16 protein-coding genes are annotated in these 16,215 nt (G+C 70.2%); 5 read left to right on the forward strand and 11 right to left on the reverse strand.

Annotated elements, in window-relative coordinates; genetic code table 11:
- Nucleotides 1-9: 9 nt before the first annotated feature.
- Genes IE069_RS07500 through IE069_RS07515 form a run of 4 tightly spaced genes read right to left on the reverse strand, consistent with a single transcriptional unit; the run spans nt 10 to nt 3,314 of the window.
- The gene (locus IE069_RS07500) at nt 10-762 is read right to left on the reverse strand and encodes an IclR family transcriptional regulator (RefSeq protein WP_189349493.1); all 753 of its coding nucleotides are present in this window, start codon (nt 760-762) and stop codon (nt 10-12) included.
- Nucleotides 763-769: 7 nt separating this feature from the next.
- Entirely contained in the window at nt 770-1,213 is a 444-nt protein-coding gene (locus IE069_RS07505) for an RbsD/FucU domain-containing protein (RefSeq protein ID WP_189349494.1), read from the reverse strand.
- Complete coding sequence (locus IE069_RS07510) at nt 1,213-1,974, reverse strand: SDR family NAD(P)-dependent oxidoreductase (protein WP_189349495.1); 762 nt, start codon at nt 1,972-1,974, stop codon at nt 1,213-1,215. The genes IE069_RS07505 and IE069_RS07510 overlap by 1 nt, the downstream gene beginning before the upstream one ends.
- Nucleotides 1,971-3,314 carry an MFS transporter gene (locus IE069_RS07515; RefSeq protein ID WP_189349496.1) on the reverse strand — a complete coding sequence of 448 codons (1,344 nt, stop codon included), beginning with the start codon at nt 3,312-3,314 and terminating at the stop codon, nt 1,971-1,973. The genes IE069_RS07510 and IE069_RS07515 overlap by 4 nt, the downstream gene beginning before the upstream one ends.
- 434 nt (nt 3,315-3,748) lie before the next feature.
- Here IE069_RS07515 and IE069_RS07520 point away from each other — a divergent pair, with 434 nt between their 5' ends.
- The 3 genes from IE069_RS07520 (at nt 3,749) to IE069_RS07530 (ending at nt 6,064) form a co-directional block, all read left to right on the forward strand.
- Nucleotides 3,749-5,239 carry a sugar porter family MFS transporter gene (locus IE069_RS07520; RefSeq protein WP_189349497.1) on the forward strand — a complete coding sequence of 497 codons (1,491 nt, stop codon included), beginning with the start codon at nt 3,749-3,751 and terminating at the stop codon, nt 5,237-5,239.
- Nucleotides 5,240-5,292: 53 nt separating this feature from the next.
- Nucleotides 5,293-5,520, forward strand: coding sequence for a hypothetical protein (locus tag IE069_RS15780; RefSeq protein WP_373287801.1), 228 nt, complete (start codon nt 5,293-5,295; stop codon nt 5,518-5,520).
- 172 nt (nt 5,521-5,692) lie between these two features.
- Nucleotides 5,693-6,064, forward strand: a complete 372-nt coding sequence (locus tag IE069_RS07530) for a TIM barrel protein (protein ID WP_308425380.1) — start codon at nt 5,693-5,695, stop codon at nt 6,062-6,064.
- A 58-nt stretch (nt 6,065-6,122) separates the two neighbouring features.
- Here the strand turns inward: IE069_RS07530 and poxB are convergent, their stop codons facing one another.
- The 5 genes from poxB to IE069_RS07555 form a co-directional block, all read right to left on the reverse strand.
- Nucleotides 6,123-7,847 (reverse strand): ubiquinone-dependent pyruvate dehydrogenase, encoded by a 1,725-nt coding sequence (gene poxB / locus IE069_RS07535; RefSeq protein WP_189349498.1) that lies wholly within the window; start codon nt 7,845-7,847, stop codon nt 6,123-6,125.
- A gap of 41 nt (nt 7,848-7,888) precedes the next feature.
- Nucleotides 7,889-8,791, reverse strand: a complete 903-nt coding sequence (locus IE069_RS07540) for a DNA/RNA non-specific endonuclease (RefSeq protein ID WP_189349499.1) — start codon at nt 8,789-8,791, stop codon at nt 7,889-7,891.
- Nucleotides 8,792-8,856: 65 nt separating this feature from the next.
- Nucleotides 8,857-9,546, reverse strand: coding sequence for a class I SAM-dependent methyltransferase (locus IE069_RS07545; RefSeq protein ID WP_189349500.1), 690 nt, complete (start codon nt 9,544-9,546; stop codon nt 8,857-8,859).
- Nucleotides 9,547-9,641: 95 nt separating this feature from the next.
- Entirely contained in the window at nt 9,642-10,682 is a 1,041-nt protein-coding gene (locus IE069_RS07550) for an NAD(P)-dependent alcohol dehydrogenase (protein WP_189349501.1), read from the reverse strand.
- Nucleotides 10,683-10,762: 80 nt separating this feature from the next.
- Nucleotides 10,763-11,347: a type 1 glutamine amidotransferase domain-containing protein gene (locus IE069_RS07555; protein ID WP_189349502.1), complete on the reverse strand. Its 585-nt coding sequence runs from the start codon at nt 11,345-11,347 to the stop codon at nt 10,763-10,765.
- Nucleotides 11,348-11,599: 252 nt separating this feature from the next.
- On the opposite strand from IE069_RS07555, the gene IE069_RS07560 reads away from it, so the two are divergent.
- The gene (locus IE069_RS07560; RefSeq protein ID WP_189349503.1) at nt 11,600-12,301 is read left to right on the forward strand and encodes a GntR family transcriptional regulator; all 702 of its coding nucleotides are present in this window, start codon (nt 11,600-11,602) and stop codon (nt 12,299-12,301) included.
- The gene (locus IE069_RS07565; protein WP_189349504.1) at nt 12,301-13,164 is read left to right on the forward strand and encodes an HAD-IIB family hydrolase; all 864 of its coding nucleotides are present in this window, start codon (nt 12,301-12,303) and stop codon (nt 13,162-13,164) included. Before IE069_RS07560 ends, IE069_RS07565 begins: the two co-directional genes overlap by 1 nt.
- 59 nt (nt 13,165-13,223) lie before the next feature.
- Here the strand turns inward: IE069_RS07565 and IE069_RS07570 are convergent, their stop codons facing one another.
- On the reverse strand, nt 13,224-14,600 hold the full coding sequence (locus IE069_RS07570) for an aspartate aminotransferase family protein (protein WP_189349505.1): 1,377 nt from the start codon (nt 14,598-14,600) through the stop codon (nt 13,224-13,226).
- Nucleotides 14,601-14,610: 10 nt separating this feature from the next.
- A complete protein-coding gene (locus IE069_RS07575) occupies nt 14,611-16,116 on the reverse strand; it encodes a CoA-acylating methylmalonate-semialdehyde dehydrogenase (RefSeq protein WP_189349506.1) in 1,506 nt (501 codons plus the stop codon).
- Between the last annotated feature and the right edge of the window lie 99 nt (nt 16,117-16,215).

Consider the following 16,215-nt stretch of genomic DNA (forward strand, 5'->3'; position numbering starts at 1 on the left):
ACGGCGTCGCTACTCCGAGCCGCCCCGCCAGCCGAGGTCCCTGCTGATCGCCTCGGTGGTCGCCAAGAGGTCCGGCAGGCGGTGCCGGAGTCCGTCGACGTCGAGTCGCGTGCGGAACGCGGTGATGGAGACCGCGCCGGCTACCTCGTCAGCGTGGTCGCGGACGGGAGCGGCGATGCAGTTGGACAGATCGTCGTACTCTCCGTCGTCGAACGACCAGCCCCGCTCCTGAACGCGCGTGAGTTCGCGCTCGAAGGCGTCTCTGCTTGTGATCGACCGCTCCGTGAACCGCTCGAAGGCCGTGCGGTCGAGAATCTCGCGGCGGCGGGTGCCGGGCAGGTACGCGAGGATCGCCTTCGCCACACCCGAGGTGCTGACGACGGCGTCGCCGCCGATCTCCGTGTTGAGGACGATCGAATCCCGGGGCTCGATCTTGTCGACGTACCGGATCCGGTCCCGGTCCGGAACGGCGAACTGGACGGTGGCCCCGATCCGGTCGCTGAGTTCCTTGAGGTGCGGGTGGGCGATGCCGCGTAGATCGAAGTGGGCCATGGCCGACTTGGCGAGTGCGGCGAGGCGGAACCCGGTGCCGAAGACCCCGGCCTGCGTCTGACGCACCAGGCCCGCCTCCTGAAGCGTCAGCAGGGTCCGCAGAACGGTCGTGCGGTGGACGCCGAGGACGGCGGCGATCTGCGCCGCCGACCTCGGTTCTTCGCTGCACAACTCGAGGATCTCGATGGCGCGGGAAACGGTCGAGCTCATGCCCTCATTATGCAGGCTCCGGATCCGTGACGCCGACTCGGAGCAGAAGGTTGGCGAATCTGCGCCGGTCTCCGCTGACGATGCAGAGTGCGAGGCTCCGCGACGAGCAGTGGGCGAAGAACTCGTCCCGCGCGAGGGCGGTATGTGGAACCTCCTGCGCCGCCGTGGCGTCCCGCACAGCGGCCGTCGACTCCCGGCCCGCGCGGGCGAGCCCCGCGTCTGGTGCCTCCATCGTCATGACCTCCTCTATCGCCAGCGTGGTCGCGAGGAGCCGGGCGACCTCCGGGACCAGCGGAGCACCTGGGGCGAGCGCCGCATGGATCGTTGCCGCATTCGGGCCGAGTGCCGTCGCGGATGCGAAGTGCGCATCGGCGACGAGCAGGAGGGAGCCGTGGCCGGCCCTGGCGAGGGCCGCCAAGGCTTCCGGGTGGGTGATCGTCGTCCTCAACATCAGCTGAAGTGCTGTCCGCCGTTGACGTCCATGATCGTGCCCGTCGTGAACGAGGCCCCCGGGGAGGCGAGCCACGAGACGGCCGCGGCGACGTCCCCGGGTACTCCGGCCCGTCCCACTGGGATGCCGCTGACGGTCTGCTGCTTGGACTCCGCCGTCGTGAAGGTGTCGTGGAAGGGTGTCGACTCGATAAACCCCGGGGCCACAGCGTTCACGGTGATCCCCTCGGGGGCCAGCTCGTTGGCCAATCCGCGCGTGAAGCCGAAAAGCGCCGATTTGGCCGTCGCGTAGGCGGTCGCCCCGGCATGTCCGCCGCTGCGCCCCGCCAGCGATGCCACGGTCACGATGCGTCCCCCGGTGCTCATCAGCGGAAGCATGCGCCGGGTGACCAGGAAGACGGAGTCGACGTTGACGGCCTGGATCCGTCGGAACAACTCGTGGGGCATCGCTGCGATCCGGGACCGCTCGATGAGCCCGCCGGCGTTGTGTACGACGATGTCGGCACCGCCGAGTTCTGCTGCGAACCGGTCGCCGAGGGCTTGGACCTCGTCCTCGACAGTGAGGTCGGAGCGGAGTGTCAGGGCCGGCCGTCCGTCGGCGCTGCGCAGCCTGCCGACTGCTTCGTCCGAGGGAGCATGGGTCCTGTAGGTCACGGCGACGCGTGCCCCGCGTGCGGCCAGTGCCTCCGCGATGGCCGCGCCGATTCCGACACCGCCGCCGGTGACGAGCGCGTTCTTGCCGCGCAGTTCGAGGTCGTTCATGTGTGTGACTCCTTGGTTGGTCGGGCGAGGGTGGTGTCGCCTTCGGGGCGGCGTCCGGCGAAGAGCCAGGCCGCGATGGCGGTGACGGCAAGTGCTGCCGCCAGGAAGAGGAGGCCGGCTAGCGACGAACCGGTGAGATCGGTGAGCCAGCCGACGGTGATCGGCGAGACGAACCCGCCGATGTTGCCGACGGCGCCCACGAGTCCGATGCCGGCGGCAGCGGCCGCCCCGGAGAAGAGGCTGGCCGACATCGAGAGCATCGGTCCGATCGCGGTGTAGATGCCGATGGCCGCCAGTGAGAGGGAAGCGAGCGCGATGATCGGGGAGACGTCGAGGCTGTAGCCGGCACCGAGCAGTCCGAGGGCTGCGAGTCCCAGGCTGAGTGACGCGTGGGCCGCGCGTTTTCCGGTGCGGTCGGCACGGCGGCTCCACCACAGGACGAAGCATGCGCCGGCGGCGTAGGGGATCGCGACCACGAGGCTGCGTTCGAAGGCTGGAAAGTCTCCGAGTTCGCCCACAATCGACGGGAGCCAGAAGGCGAGACCGTAGATGCCCAGCACCATTCCGAAGTTCAGGCCGGCGTAGGCCCAGGCGGTGCGATTCAGGAGTGCCGCGCGGAAAGTGAGGATCGAATGTGAGGTGATGCGGGCATCGTCGCTGGCGATGGAGGTCTCGAGGGCACCGCGTTCCGCAGCCGTCAGCCAGCGGGCGTTCGCCGGCCGGTCCGTGAGCAGGAAGGGGACGGCGAGGCCGAACAGCACGGCCGGAAGTCCCTCGACAAGGTACATCCACTGCCAGCCGTGGAGCCCGAGGAGCCCGTCGAGGGTGAGCAGCGCGCCGCTCAGCGGCGCTCCCAGCATGTTCGCCAATGGCTGCGCCAGGACGAACACCCCGAGCACGGCGGCCCGCTCCCGCACCGGGAACCAGAGGGTGAAGTAGAAGACGACGGCGGGGAAGAATCCCGCCTCGGCGATGCCCAGCAGGAACCGGATCCAGGCGAAGGAGACGTCGTCGACGACGAACGCGGTCGCCATGGCCAGCAGACCCCACGGAATGAGGATCCGGGAGATCCAGCGGCGCGCGCCGAATCGGTGCATGCCGGCGTTGCTGGGGATTTCGAACAATGTGTAGCCGACGAAGAAGAGGCCGGCGCCCAGGCCGAAGGCCGTGGCGGTGAGGCCGAGGTCGCTGCTCATCGGTTCGCGGGCGAAGCCGACGTTGTTCCGGTCGAGGTAGGCGATGAAGTAGAGCGTGCAGATGAGGGGGAGAATCCGCCAGCGCGCTTTGCGCAGGGCGGTCGCGAGAAGGGTGTCGTGAGGTGAACGGGTGGTGATCGACATGAGACTCCTATGGCTTTGGTGCCGAATCACGAGCGGTCCGTCGTCAGGGTGGGGCGGTTAGCTTCCGCCGGTGCGGGTCGCTCGCAGCGATTGTGATCCTAACAACATATGCACTTCTAGTGCAATAGATGCACAAAAGCGGAGGCGGTCCCAATGCGAGGGGAGCACCCTCGGGGGAGGGGTGTCCGGGGTGGCGTTGCGGGCGCTGGTACGGGACGAGCAGGCTTCCCGGCGCCGAGGGTTCCGCTCCCGTCGCGGGGCGGTACTCTCCGTGCCTGCTGTTCTCGGTCTCGGGGTGGCCAGGTCGCGACCCTGGCGTCGAGGTCAAAGTAAGCATGTGTGATTGACCTGACATACCGACATAGTGCAGGATGTGAGCCACGACACGCCTCTTGGCCTTCGCCCTGAGGCACGCACTTGACAGAGGAGTCCCCATGTCCGGCCACCACGGCCCCGCTGTGAGCGCCAAACTGCCACCGCTCACAGCGGGGCCGCATCGCAAGAGGATCGGCCTGATCTCCATCGTCGCCTGCTTCGGCGGGCTGCTTTTCGGCTACGACACCGGCGTCACCAACGGTGCCGAGGGTCTCATGGCGCAGGAGCTCGGTCTGGACCTGATCCAGCTCGGCATCGTGATCAGTTCCCTGGTCTTCGCCGCGGCGGTCGGCGCGCTGGTCTGCGGCCGGATCTCCGACTCGTGGGGTCGACGCCGAACGATCATCCTGCTCGCGGTCATGTTCTTCATCGGCACCCTGCTGGTGGTCTTCTCCCCGGGCGGCCCGGAGTCGGGCACGTTCTCCCCGACCGGCTTCGCAGTCCTGGTCGCGGGCCGCATCATGCTGGGCCTCGCCGTCGGCGGCGCCTCCACGGTCGCCCCCGTCTACCTGGCCGAGATGGCGCCCTACGAGATCCGCGGATCCATTACGGGACGCAACGAGCTGGCCATCGTCGCGGGGCAGCTCGCCGCGTTCGTGATGAACGCGATCATCGCTTCGCTGCTCGGCGGCCACCTGGACGGCGTGTGGCGCATCATGTTCGCGATGTGCGCCCTTCCCGCCGTGGCGCTCTTCATCGGCATGCTGCGCATGCCGGAGTCTCCACGCTGGCTCGTGGAGAAGAAGCGGTACGACGACGCCCTCGCCGTCCTGAGGACCGTGCGCTCGGAGGAGCGCGCCCTGGCCGAGCTGCGCGAGGTCGAGCAGACCGCGCAGGAAGAGGCCGAGAGCGGCGACGTCGGCTTCAAAGCGATCCTGACCAACAAATGGCTGTTCCGGATCGTGCTCGTTGGCATCGGCGTGAGCATGATGCAGCAGCTGACCGGCATCAACTCGATCATGTACTACGGCACGCGCGTGCTGGAGGAGGCCGGGATGTCCGCGCAGCAGGCGGTGCTGGCGAATATCGCGTTCGGTGTCGTCGCCGTGATCGGCGGCGTCATCGCCCTGCGCAACATGGACCGGCTGGACCGTCGCAAGACGTTCCTCATCGGGCTGACGCTGACCACCGTCTGCCACTTCCTGGTCGGCATCGCCGCAACGCTGCTGCCGGCGGGGAGTCCGATCCGCCCTGTAGTGATCCTGGCGCTGGTGGTCGCGTTCGTCTTCTCGATGCAGACCTTCCTGAACGTTGCCGTGTGGGTGTGGCTCGCCGAGATCTTCCCGCTGCATATGCGCGGTCTCGGCATCGGCATCTCCGTCTTCTTCGGCTGGACCACCAACGGGTTCCTGGCCCTGTTCTTCCCGTCGCTGGTGGCCGGCATCGGCCTCACCGGATCCTTCTTCCTCTTCGGCGGCATCGGCGTCCTGGCCCTGCTGTTCGTCTACAAGCAGGTCCCCGAGACCCGCGGCCGCACGCTCGAGGCCCTCGAGGAGGACGTCACCACGGGCAACATCTACGTCGTCCAGCCCCAGGACATCAAGCAGTGACCGGCGGACGGCCCGTCGGAGGGCGCACCACCACCGCAAAGGAAAAATCCGCCATGACGCAGAAGCCCGTTCGCTTCGGCCTCGTCGGCACCGGTCGCATCGGCCGCGTCCACGCCGCCTCGATCGCCGCGAACCCGGAAGCCGAGCTCGCCTGGGTGGCCGACCCGTTCGTCGAGGGCGCCCACGAGGACGGCCGCGCGGCCCTGCTGCTGGCCGACGCCGCGCAGCGCTCCGCCACGGAGGGCGTCGCCGTCCGGCTTGCTCCGGCGACGGTCGCGTAGGGGAGCCGGCATGGAATTCACGTTGGCCGCCTGCGCGGAGATGCTCTACCTGGACCTGCCCGTGGCCGAGCGCGTCCGGCGGATCCACGAGCGCGGGTTCGCTGTGGAGATCTGGGACTGAAGCAGCAAGGACCTGCCGGCGCTGGCCGCCACGGGGGCGGACTTCTCCTCGATGACCGGCTACCTGCGCGGCGACTTCCTGTCCGACGACGGCCGCCGGGAGCTGGTTGCGACGGCCCGCCAGTCGCTGCGCGCGGCAGAGGAGATCGATGTCCCGCGGCTCAACCTGCACGGGACCGGCCTGGGGGCCCGGCGGGCTTCCGGTCCGCCCCGGCACCGAGGTCGGCGGGCGGCGCCGTGGATCGGCGAGATCCAGGTAGCGGACGTGCCGGTCCGGTGCGAGCCCGGCACCGGCGAGATCCACTACCCGGCCGTGGCGGCGGCGCTGCGGGACCTGGGGTACACCGGCGTCGTCGGACTGGAGGGATGGGCCAGCGGCGACCCGGACGCGGCGCTCGAGGCGTTCCGGGCGGCCTTCGCGTAGGCGGAGCCGAGGGCGGTGGATCTTCGACGCGACGTCGACACCCGTCTCCCCATCCCGTCTAGAACAGCTGGCGCAGGTTGGTCTTGGCCAGGTCCAGCAGCTCGTCGCCGCGGCCGGACATGACGGTCCGGATCGCGTACAGGGTGAAGCCCTTGACCTGCTCGGCCGTGATGTTCGGCGGCATCGACAGCTCCTGCCGTTCGGTCCGCACGTCCAGCAGGGCCGGCCCGTCCACGGCCAGGAACTCCTTGACGGCCGCCGGCAGTTTCCGCGACGATTCGACCCGCTTGCCCCAGATCCCCAGCGCGTTCGCCACGGCCCCGAAGTCCGGGTTGACCAGTTCCGTCCCGTAGGTCACGAACCCGGCGGCCTTCATCTCCAGCTCCACGAAGTTCAGCGACGAGTCGTTGAAGACCACCACCTTCACCGGCAGCTTGTTCTGCACCAGCGTGATCAGCTCGCCGAACAGCATGGCCAGCCCGCCGTCGCCGGACATCGCGATCACCTGGCGGTCCGGCTCGTTCGCCTGCACGCCGATCGCCTGCGGCAGCGCGTTCGCCATGCTGCCGTGGGCGAAGGACCCGAGCAGCCGGCGCCGCCCGTTCATCGTCAGGTAGCGCGACGCCCAGACCACAGGGGACCCGACGTCCGGAATGAACACGGCGTCGTCGCCGGCCTTCTCGTCCAGCAGCCGAGCGAGGTACTGCGGGTGGATGTCCGCCTTGCCGCGGCTCGGCACGGCGAGGTCGTCCAGCCGCTCCCGGGTCTTCGCGTAGTGGCGCCGGGCGTCGTCGAGGTGCTTGCGGTCGCCGGCGGTCTCCAGCCTCGGCAGCAGGGCCTCGAGCGTGGCACGGCTGTCGCCGACCAGGCCCAGGTCGACCGGGTGGCGCCGGCCCAGCTGCTCGCCGCGCAGGTCGATCTGGATCGTCGTCGCGTGCTCCGGATAGAACTGCTGGTACGGGAAATCGGTGCCCACCATCAGCAGGGTGTCCGCTTCCTCCATGGCCCGGTAGCCGGAGGAGAAGCCGAGCAGCCCGGTCATGCCGACGTCGTACGGGTTGTCGTACTCGACATGCTCCTTGCCGCGCATCGCGTGCACGATCGGCGCACCCAGCTTCTCAGCCGCGGCGAGCAGCTCGGCGTGGGCGCCCGCGACGCCGGCCCCGGCCAGGATGGTGGTCTTCCCGCCGCGGTTGAGCAGTTCGGCGGCCCGCTCCAGCTCGTTCTCCGACGGCACGACGACGGGGCGCGCGCGGGAGATCACCGTGTTGCGGTTGCTCGGGGTCTCGGCCAGAGCGACATCGCCCGGCATCACGAGGACGGCGACGCCGCGTTTCTCGACCGCCGTGCGCATGGCGATCTCCATGAGCCGCGGCATCTGGGAGGGGTGGGCCACGTACTCGACGTACACGCTGCACTCGCGGAAGAGCTCCTGCGGGTGCGTCTCCTGGAAGTAGTTGGAGCCGATCTCCGTAGTGGGGATGTGCGCGGCGATCGCCAGCACGGGGACCCGCGAGCGCTGGGCGTCGAAGAGCCCGTTGATCAGGTGGAGGTTGCCGGGCCCGCAGGATCCGGCGCAGACCGTCAGGTCCCCGGTCATCTCCGCCTCGGCCGCGGCCGCGAAGGCCGCGGACTCCTCGTGCCTGACGTGGACCCAGTCGATGGTCCCGTCCTTGCGCAGCGCGTCCGTGAACCCGTTCAGGGAGTCCCCGGGCAGTCCGTAGACCCGTTCGACGCCGTTGGCACGCAGCGTGCCGACCATATTCTCTGCAACCGTGACCATGATGTCCCTTCCTTTGCGAAAAGAGCCTGCTGTCCCGAACCCTACCCGTGAACCTCGAAGTCGAGAACGACGGATTCGAAGCTTTCCAGTTCCCGCCACGTCGCCGGAACCCCGGCGCCGCGGTCCTCCGCGGCCGCCGGCATCCGGTCCACGGCGGTGAGCTGCTGCAGGTCGAGGCCCGTGAGCCGGGCGATGTCGCCGATGGGCACCTGGAAGGTCCGGAACGCGCCGAGCGGGGGCGCCGTGCCGTCGTCGGCTCCGCCCGGGCGGGGCACGTCGGGGAGGTCGTCCAGTTGCGGCGTCTGATCCACCACGTACCCGGTGGCCGACAGGGTGCCGCCGTGGAGGAACGCGGCGACCTTGAAGTACTGCAGCGGGATGCCGATGCCCCGGTACTCGGGATCCCGGTCGCTGAAGACCGGCCCGGTGAACACGGCGAGGCGCCGGCCGTGGTCGGCGGCGTGCTCCAGCAGGTAGGTTTCGAGGCCAAGCCACAGGTTCATGCTCTGGTTGTACCTCGCTGCCTGCGGGGCCGCGTTCGTGTAGAAGAAGGTGTCCTCGTTGGCCCGGGCGGCTTCCTGCCGGGAGTCGCCCCAGATCGCCGACGCGCGCCGGACCAGGTGCCCGCGGTCGAGGTCGTTGCGGGCGTAGACGCGATCGCCGCTCTGCTGGTCCCCGGCCACGCGCGGATCGAGGCGCCAGTCGATCCCGGACCGGCCGATGTCGAAGAACTTCGCCCCGTCGATGCCCAGGGCCGTCACCGCGGCGAGGCGCTTGTCCGGGCGCAGCAGCACGGAGAAGTGCGTGTACGGCAGCAGCACCGTCTCGACTCCGCCGAGCGCCGGCACGGGGACGGGCAAGCCCAGGAACGACTCGTCGAAACCCTCGCGATCTGACAGGTCCGGCGTCTGCGGGGTGCGTGGGGCGGCAGCTTCGGGGTCCATGCCCGGAACGTATCAGGCGGTGGTGACGGAATAGTGAACGCGGCGGCCGGGCCGATCGTGCTCGGCTACGGCCCGTCGGTCCGCGTGGCGCGCACGACGACGTCGCGCAGCTCGGTGTGCCCGCCGTGCCCGGGCAGGGACCGGGTGTGCTCGGCGACGGTCTCGATCCGCCAGCGGTCGGGGGTCAGTAGCTCTGCGATCCGCGCCCCGGTGACGGTGGCCTCCGCGGGCGGCCAGCCGGCGTCGTGCTCGTGGCGGTGCCCATCGGCGGGGGAGCCGTGGTGGCCGCCGTGGTCGAGGTGCCCCACGACGAGCAGGGTGCCGCCGGGCGCCACCCAGGCGGCGATCCGCCGGTACAGCTCGAGCTGGGGGATGGAGGCGTGCGCGTAGTTGGTCATGACGAGGTCCGCCGGCTGCTCCGGCTCCCACGTGGTCAGGTCCGCGGCGATCCACCGGGTCCGCTTCGCGGCGCCGGCTGCGCGGGCCCGCTCCCGGGCGGTCGCGATCGCCCGCTCGGACAGGTCGACGCCGGTGACCTCCCAGCCGGCCGCGGCCAGAGCCAGCGCCTCGGTCCCGATGCCGCAGCCGGCGTCCAGGGCCTGCCCGGGCGCAAGATCCCGCGTCTCGTCGGTGACGTACGGGTTGGGCGGCGCGGTGGAGCCGCCGCGCTCCGGCGACTCCCAGTGCTCCTCCCAGAAGTCCTTGTCGAAGGCCGGCTCCGGGGCGTCCGCGTCCTGGTTCGCGTCTGAGGTCATGTCCGTATCCTCCCAGAGCCGGCGGCCCGTGGCGATGCCCGGACGACGGCGGCCGCGGAGACGGGGTCCGCGGCCGCCGCTGCGCGTTCGTCGGGCTACAGGGTCGCGGTGTCGATCACGAACCGGTAGCGCACGTCGCTGTTCAGGACCCGCTCGTAGGCCTCGTTGACGCCGGCCGCCGAGATGAGCTCGGTCTCCGGGGCGATTCCGTGCTCGGCGCAGAAGTCCAGCATCTCCTGCGTCTCGCGGATGGAGCCGATGTTGGACCCGGCGAAGGACCGGCCGCCCATGATCAGCGAGAACACCGAGACCGGCAGCGGCTCCGGCGGGGCGCCGACGTTCACGAGCGCGCCCTCGGGGCGCAGCGTGGCGAGGTACGCGTCCATGTCCAGCGGCGCGCTGACGGTGTTGATGATCAGGTCGAAGGAACCGCGCAACCCCTCGAGCGCGCCCTCCTCGCCGGTGGCGACGTGCCGCACCGCGCCGAAGGCGAGAGCGTCCTCCTTCTTGGACTCGCTGCGGGAGAGGACCGTCACCTCGGCGCCCATGGCCACGGCGATCTTCACACCCAGGTGGCCGAGGCCGCCCATCCCGACGACGGCCACCTTCGAGCCGGGGCCCGCGTTCCAGCGGGCGAGCGGGGAGTACGTGGTGATGCCGGCGCACAGCAGGGGAGCGGCGGCGTCGTAGGGCAGTGCCTCCGGCATGCGCAGCACGAAGTCCTCGTCCACGACCACGTGCGTCGAGTACCCGCCCTGGGTGATGGTCCCGTCGCGGTCCGGCGAGGCGTAGGTCTGCGTGTTGCCGCTCAGGCAGTAGTGCTCGTTGCCGGCGCGGCACTGCTCGCACTCGCGGCAGGAGTTCACCATGCAGCCGACGCCGACCCGGTCGCCCACGGCGTGGCCGGTCACCTCCGAGCCGATCTCGGCGACCTCGCCGACGATCTCGTGGCCGACGACCTGCGGATAGGTGATCGGGCCCCACTCCCCGCGCACGGTGTGGATGTCGCTGTGGCAGACGCCCGCGTAGCGGATGGCGATCAGGACGTCCTTCGGGCCGACGTCGCGGCGCTCGATCGTGAGCGGGACGAGGGGCTCGGTGGCGGAGGGTGCGGCGTACGCCTTGACGTTGAGCATGCGTTTCCAATCGTGGGGGAGAGGCGGGATCGGTACGGGTGGAACCTGTGGACAGGATCGCACAGGGGGACGCGCGGTGGTTACGCGTCGCCGGAGAGCTGCTCGATGAGCTTGGCGTTGAAGGCCTCGAGGTCGCCCGGGTTGCGGGACGTGACGAGCGGGAAGCCGCCCGAGGTGTCGAGCACGACCTGCTCGTCCACCCACGTGGCGCCGGCGTTGTTCAGGTCGGCGCCGAGCGACGGGTAGGAGGTGAGCCGTTTGCCGGAGGCCAGGCCGGCGTCGATCAGCAGCCACGGTCCGTGGCAGATCGACGCGACGGGCTTGCCGGAGTGGGCGAAGTCCTGGACCAGCTTCCGCGCGTGCGCATCGATGCGCAGCTGGTCGGCGTTCAGCGTCCCGCCGGGGATCACGACGCCGTCGTATCCGGAGGCGTCGACCTCGGCGAGGGTCGTGTCGACCGGGACCTCGGGGCCGGGATCCTTGTCGCTCTTGAGGGTGCGGACGGGGGTGTTCTCGACGGCGGCGACCGTCACGGCCGCGCCAGCGCTGCGGAGGGCCTCGACGGCCTGGGTGAGCTCGTCGCTCTCCGTGCCGTAGTTGGTGGTGATGACGAGGACCGTGCGGCCATTCAGTGCGGTGCCGGTGGTGTTCGATGCCGATGTCATGGATTCGTTTCCTTTCGACGGGGTGCCGGTCGCTTTTCGCTGGCGCCTGTCCTCCATGGCTATCACGCTGGCAGGGGCGGTCTCGAGGGCGCGGCGCCCCGGAACTCGCTGGGAATTCCGTCAAGGCCGGTCCGCCCGGGTAGAGCCGGATGGCATGCGCCGGCTGACGAGAATCGCCTAGAGGACTAGGATCGGGGCGTAGTGTCAAACAATCTGGCGGCAGAGAACCTCTGGTGCCGAGAACCGAGGAGCATGCTCCGCACAGCACCGTCCACCGCTCCGCCCCTGGCGGCGGCACCCGTCTTGTCGCGGAGGGACAGCGTGGTCTTGGAGCTGCGTCGCGCCGTCGTGCGTGGGGTGCTGCGCCCCGGCGACAAGCTGACCGAGATCAATCTCTCCAAGGCTCTGGCCGTGAGCCGGCCGACCCTCCGCGAAGCCCTGAACCAGCTCGCCCAGGAGGGACTGCTGGTGCAGGAGCCCTATCGTGGGCTCCGCGTGGCGCGTCTGGACGCGGCGCAGATCATGGACGGTGCCCGCACCCGCCACGCGTTGGACATGCTCGCCGTCGACGAGCTCCTCGCGGACTCCACGGGCGAGCGGATGGACGACGTCGAGGCCTATTGGCGCGATTTCGAGCGCCTCGAGCACCACCGGGACCCGCTGACCCGCCACGAGGCGCACATCGCGTTCCACCGGGGCATCTGGGCGGCGTCCGGCAACTCGGTGCTGCTGCGCATGTGGCCCGTGACCGAGGCGCACCTGACGATCGCGCTGGGGCACGAGCAGGCCGTCCGGCCCGTCTCCGAACGCGCCGACGAGGGCCACCGCCGACTCATCGCCGCACTCCACACCCGGGACCGTACAGCGATCGAGAGCGCGTTCCGCGCGCACACCGTCAGCGGCGCTCAGGAACTCGTGTCCCTGATCGAAGCCGAAGGCCAGGAGGAGACCTGATGCACCACAAAACGACCCCCGAGCGCGGTTCCGGTGACGCCGTCCGCGCCGTCTTCCTCGACGTGGACGGAACCTACGCTGCCTACGGGGTGGTCCCGCCCGGGCATGTTGCGGCCGTGCGCGCGGCCCGGAGTGCAGGCCACCGCGTCTTCCTCTGCACGGGGCGCCCGCTGTCGATGCTGGATGAGCACCTGCTCGGCGCCGGGTTCGACGGCGTCGTCGCGAGCGCGGGCGCCTACGCCGAGGTCGGCAGCGAGGTGCTTCTGGACCGGCACTTCCCCGCCGATCTGGCGGCTGCAACGGTCGCGGCGCTCGACGCCCACGACGCCGTCTACTTGCTGGAGACGCAGGAGGCCCTGCACACCCCGCCGGCCGCCGAGCAGCGCCTGCGCGCGCACGTCGAGGCGCACTTCAGCCGGATCCCCGGGCAGCGAGACTCAGGTTCCTCCGCGATCCTCAACGCGCTGCGCCCCACCGTGGACCGTGCCGCCGCGGCCTTCGCCAAGGTCTCCGTGCTGGAGAGTCCGGTCCCCATGAGCGAGCTCGTGGCGCAGATCGGCGAGGGCGTAGCCGTCGTCGAGAATTCGATCGCGGACGAGGGCCGCCACGCGGGCGAACTTTTCCAGCGGGGGATCAGCAAGGCAGACGGCGTCGCGGCCGTGCTCGCGCACCTGGGTATCGACCGCGAGCACTCGGTCGCCGCCGGGGACGGCGAGAACGACCTGGAGATGATCGAGTTCGCCGGGGTCGGGATCGTCATCGAAGGCGCCTCGGAGCGCTTGTTGGCGTTGGCGGACCTGACGGCCGCGCCACCGCGCGCCGAGGGCCTCGTGGCGGCCTTCGCCGAGCTCGGCCTGGTATGACGAAGGGCGGGTGCGGGAGCCGCCTACGGCACCCTCACCCGCCCCGGAGGACGACGGCGTCAGGCCACGTGCGCGTCGGCGAGGTGCAGCGCCTCGTCGATGATCGCCAGGCCGCGGCGGGCGTCGTCGTCGCTGATGTTCAGCGGCGGGACCACGTGGATGCGGTTGAAGTTGGCGAACGGCAGCATGCCGGCGGACTTGAGCGCCGCGATCAGCTCGTTCATCTCCGGTGAGGAGCCGCCGTAGGCCGCCATCGGCTCCTTGGTCTCGCGGTTCTTGACCAGCTCGATGGCCCAGAAGCAGCCGGCCCCGCGGACCTCGCCGATCGACGGGTGGCGCTCGGCCATGGCGAGCAGCTCCGGGCCGAACACCTCCTCGCCGAGGCGGGCCGCGTTCTCGACCATCGACTCCTCGCGCATCGCGGTGATGGCGCCGACGGCCGCCGCGCAGGCCAGTGGGTGGCCCGAGTAGGTCAGGCCGCCCGGGTAGGGCCGCTGCGCGAACGTCTGGTAGATCGTCTCGCTCATCGCGACGCCGCCCAACGGGACGTAGCCGGAGTTCACACCCTTGGCGAAGGTGATGATGTCCGGGGTGACGCCCCAGTGGTCGACGGCGAACCACTTGCCGGCCCGGCCGAAGCCGGCCATGACCTCGTCCGCGATGTACACGATCCCGTACTTGGCCGTCAGCTCGCGCACGCCCTCGATGTAGCCGGGCGGCGGGACGTAGATGCCCGCGGTGCCCGGGATGGACTCGAGCACCAGCGCCGCGATGTTCGCCGCGCCCTCGAGCACGATCATGTCCTCCAGGTGCGCCAGCGCCCGCTGGGTCTCCTGCTCCGGGGAGTCGGAGTGGAAGTAGGAGCGGTACGGGTACGCCGGGAAGAAGTGCACGACGCCGGAGTCCCCGTCGTCGTTCGGGATGCGGCGGGGGTCGCCGGTCGCGTTGATGGCTAGATGCGTGCCGCCGTGGTAGCTGCGGTACGCGGACAGGACCTTCTTGCGGCCGGTGTGCAGGCGGGCCATGCGGATCGCGTGCTCGTTCGCGTCGGCGCCGCCGTTCGTGAAGAACACCCGGTTCAGGTCGCCCGGGGTCAGCTCCGCGATGAGGCGGGCCGCCTCGGAGCGCGCCGCGTTGGCGTGCTGCGGGGCGATCGTGCAGAGCTCGGTCGCCTGCTTGACGATCGCGTTGACGACCGTTGGGTGCTGATGCCCGATGTTGGTGTTGACCAGCTGGGACGAGAAGTCCAGGTACCGCCTGCCGTCGGCGTCCCACACGTGGGAGCCCTCGGCCTTGACGAAGGTCATCGGGTCCAGCGTCTCCTGGGCGGACCAGGAGTGGAACACGTGGGCGCGGTCGAGCTCGTAGGCGCGGCGCCCGGCGTCCAGCTGCTCGGGCGTGGGCGCGGAGGCCGGCGTCGTGGTGGTCTCGGTCATGATTCTGCTCCTAGGAGTGCGTCGGGAAGCCGAGGTTCAGGCCGCCGTGGCTCGGGTCCAGCCAGCGCTTGGTGACCACCTTGCCGCGCGTGAAGAAGTGCACGCCCTCGGCGCCGTGCGCGTGGGTGTCGCCGAAGAGCGAGGCCTTCCAGCCGCCGAAGGAGTAGTAGGCCATCGGGACCGGGATCGGGACGTTGACGCCGACCATGCCGACCTCGACCTCGTTCTCGAAGCGGCGGGCGGCGCCGCCGTCGTTGGTGAAGATCGCCGTGCCGTTGCCGTACGGGCTGTTGTTGATGAGCTCGAGGCCGTCGTCGTAGCTGTCGACGCGGACCGTGGAGAGCACCGGGCCGAAGATCTCGTCGGTGTAGATCGACATGTCCGTGGTGACGCGGTCGAACAGGGTCGGGTTCAGGAAGAAGCCCTCGCCGTCGGCGTCCGGGGTGACCTGCCGGCCGTCGAGGACCAGGTCGGCGCCGGCGGCCTCGCCGGCGTCGATGTAGGAGGCGACCTTGTCGCGGTGGGCGGAGGTGACCAGCGGGCCCATGTCGCAGCCGCGGGTGCCGTCGCCGATGCGCAGCGTGCGGGTGCGCTCGGCGATCTTGGCGACGAGCTCGTCGGCGATCGAGTCGACGGCGACGATGACGGAGATGGCCATGCAGCGTTCGCCGGCCGCGCCGAAGCCGGCGTTGACGGCGGCGTCGGCGGCGAGGTCCAGGTCGGCGTCGGGCAGCACCAGCATGTGGTTCTTGGCACCGCCGAGGGCCTGGACGCGCTTGCCGGCGGCCGTGCCGCGCTCGTAGACGTACTGGGCGATCGGGGTGGAGCCCACGAAGGAGACGGAGGCGACGTCGCGGTGGTCCAGGAGGGTGTCGACCGACTCCTTGTCGCCGTGCACGACGTTGAAGACGCCGTCCGGCAGGCCGGCTTCCTTCCAGAGCTCGGCCATCCAGTTGGCGGCCGTCGGGGTCTTCTCGCTGGGCTTGACGATCACGGTGTTGCCGGCGGCGATGGCGACCGGGAAGAACCACATCGGCACCATGGCCGGGAAGTTGAAGGGGGCGATGATCGCGGAGACGCCCAGCGGCTGGCGGACCGAGTGCACGTCGACCTTGGTCGAGGCGTTCTCGGTGTGGCCGCCCTTGATCAGGTGGGCGATGCCGCACGCGACCTCGACGACCTCCTGGCCGCGGGAGATCTCGCCGAGTGCGTCGTCGAGGACCTTGCCGTGCTCGGCCGTGATGATCTCGGCCAGCTCGCCCTTGCGGGCGTTGAGGAGCTCGCGGAAGGCGAAGAGGACGGTGGTGCGCTTGGCCAGCGAGGTGTCGCGCCAGCCCGGGAACGCGGCCTTGGCGGCGGCGACGGCCTGGTTCACGGTGGCCTCGGAGGCCAGGGCGACGCTGCCCGTGACCTGGCCGGTGGCCGGGTTGGTGATGTCGGCGGTGCGGGAGCCCTGGTCGGCGACGGTCGCGCCGTCGATCCAGTGGGAGGTGGTGCGGAGGGAGACGGTCTGCATGAGGTGCCCTTCAGTCGGCGGGATCGGTGTGCTGCATCCAGCATGCGCGCGGTTCGGGCCCGATGTAAGCGACAGGGTGTATGGATAACTGGGACAGAA

Origin of the sequence: Zhihengliuella salsuginis, from assembly GCF_014651715.1 — a bacterium.
In the GTDB taxonomy this organism is placed as follows: Bacteria; Actinomycetota; Actinomycetes; order Actinomycetales; family Micrococcaceae; genus Zhihengliuella; species Zhihengliuella salsuginis.

Coding starts and splice junctions, on each gene's coding strand:
- IE069_RS07540 (WP_189349499.1), bottom strand. CDS start 8,791: ATGGACCCCGAAGCTGCCGCCCCACGCACCCCGCAGACGCCGGACCTG.
- IE069_RS07515 (WP_189349496.1), bottom strand. CDS start 3,314: ATGTCGATCACCACCCGTTCACCTCACGACACCCTTCTCGCGACCGCC.
- poxB (WP_189349498.1), bottom strand. CDS start 7,847: ATGGTCACGGTTGCAGAGAATATGGTCGGCACGCTGCGTGCCAACGGC.
- IE069_RS07545 (WP_189349500.1), bottom strand. CDS start 9,546: ATGACCTCAGACGCGAACCAGGACGCGGACGCCCCGGAGCCGGCCTTC.
- IE069_RS07505 (WP_189349494.1), bottom strand. CDS start 1,213: ATGTTGAGGACGACGATCACCCACCCGGAAGCCTTGGCGGCCCTCGCC.
- IE069_RS07520 (WP_189349497.1), top strand. CDS start 3,749: ATGTCCGGCCACCACGGCCCCGCTGTGAGCGCCAAACTGCCACCGCTC.
- IE069_RS07560 (WP_189349503.1), top strand. CDS start 11,600: ATGCTCCGCACAGCACCGTCCACCGCTCCGCCCCTGGCGGCGGCACCC.
- IE069_RS07530 (WP_308425380.1), top strand. CDS start 5,693: ATGACCGGCTACCTGCGCGGCGACTTCCTGTCCGACGACGGCCGCCGG.
- IE069_RS07575 (WP_189349506.1), bottom strand. CDS start 16,116: ATGCAGACCGTCTCCCTCCGCACCACCTCCCACTGGATCGACGGCGCG.
- IE069_RS07510 (WP_189349495.1), bottom strand. CDS start 1,974: ATGAACGACCTCGAACTGCGCGGCAAGAACGCGCTCGTCACCGGCGGC.
- IE069_RS07550 (WP_189349501.1), bottom strand. CDS start 10,682: ATGCTCAACGTCAAGGCGTACGCCGCACCCTCCGCCACCGAGCCCCTC.
- IE069_RS15780 (WP_373287801.1), top strand. CDS start 5,293: ATGACGCAGAAGCCCGTTCGCTTCGGCCTCGTCGGCACCGGTCGCATC.
- IE069_RS07565 (WP_189349504.1), top strand. CDS start 12,301: ATGCACCACAAAACGACCCCCGAGCGCGGTTCCGGTGACGCCGTCCGC.
- IE069_RS07500 (WP_189349493.1), bottom strand. CDS start 762: ATGAGCTCGACCGTTTCCCGCGCCATCGAGATCCTCGAGTTGTGCAGC.
- IE069_RS07570 (WP_189349505.1), bottom strand. CDS start 14,600: ATGACCGAGACCACCACGACGCCGGCCTCCGCGCCCACGCCCGAGCAG.
- IE069_RS07555 (WP_189349502.1), bottom strand. CDS start 11,347: ATGACATCGGCATCGAACACCACCGGCACCGCACTGAATGGCCGCACG.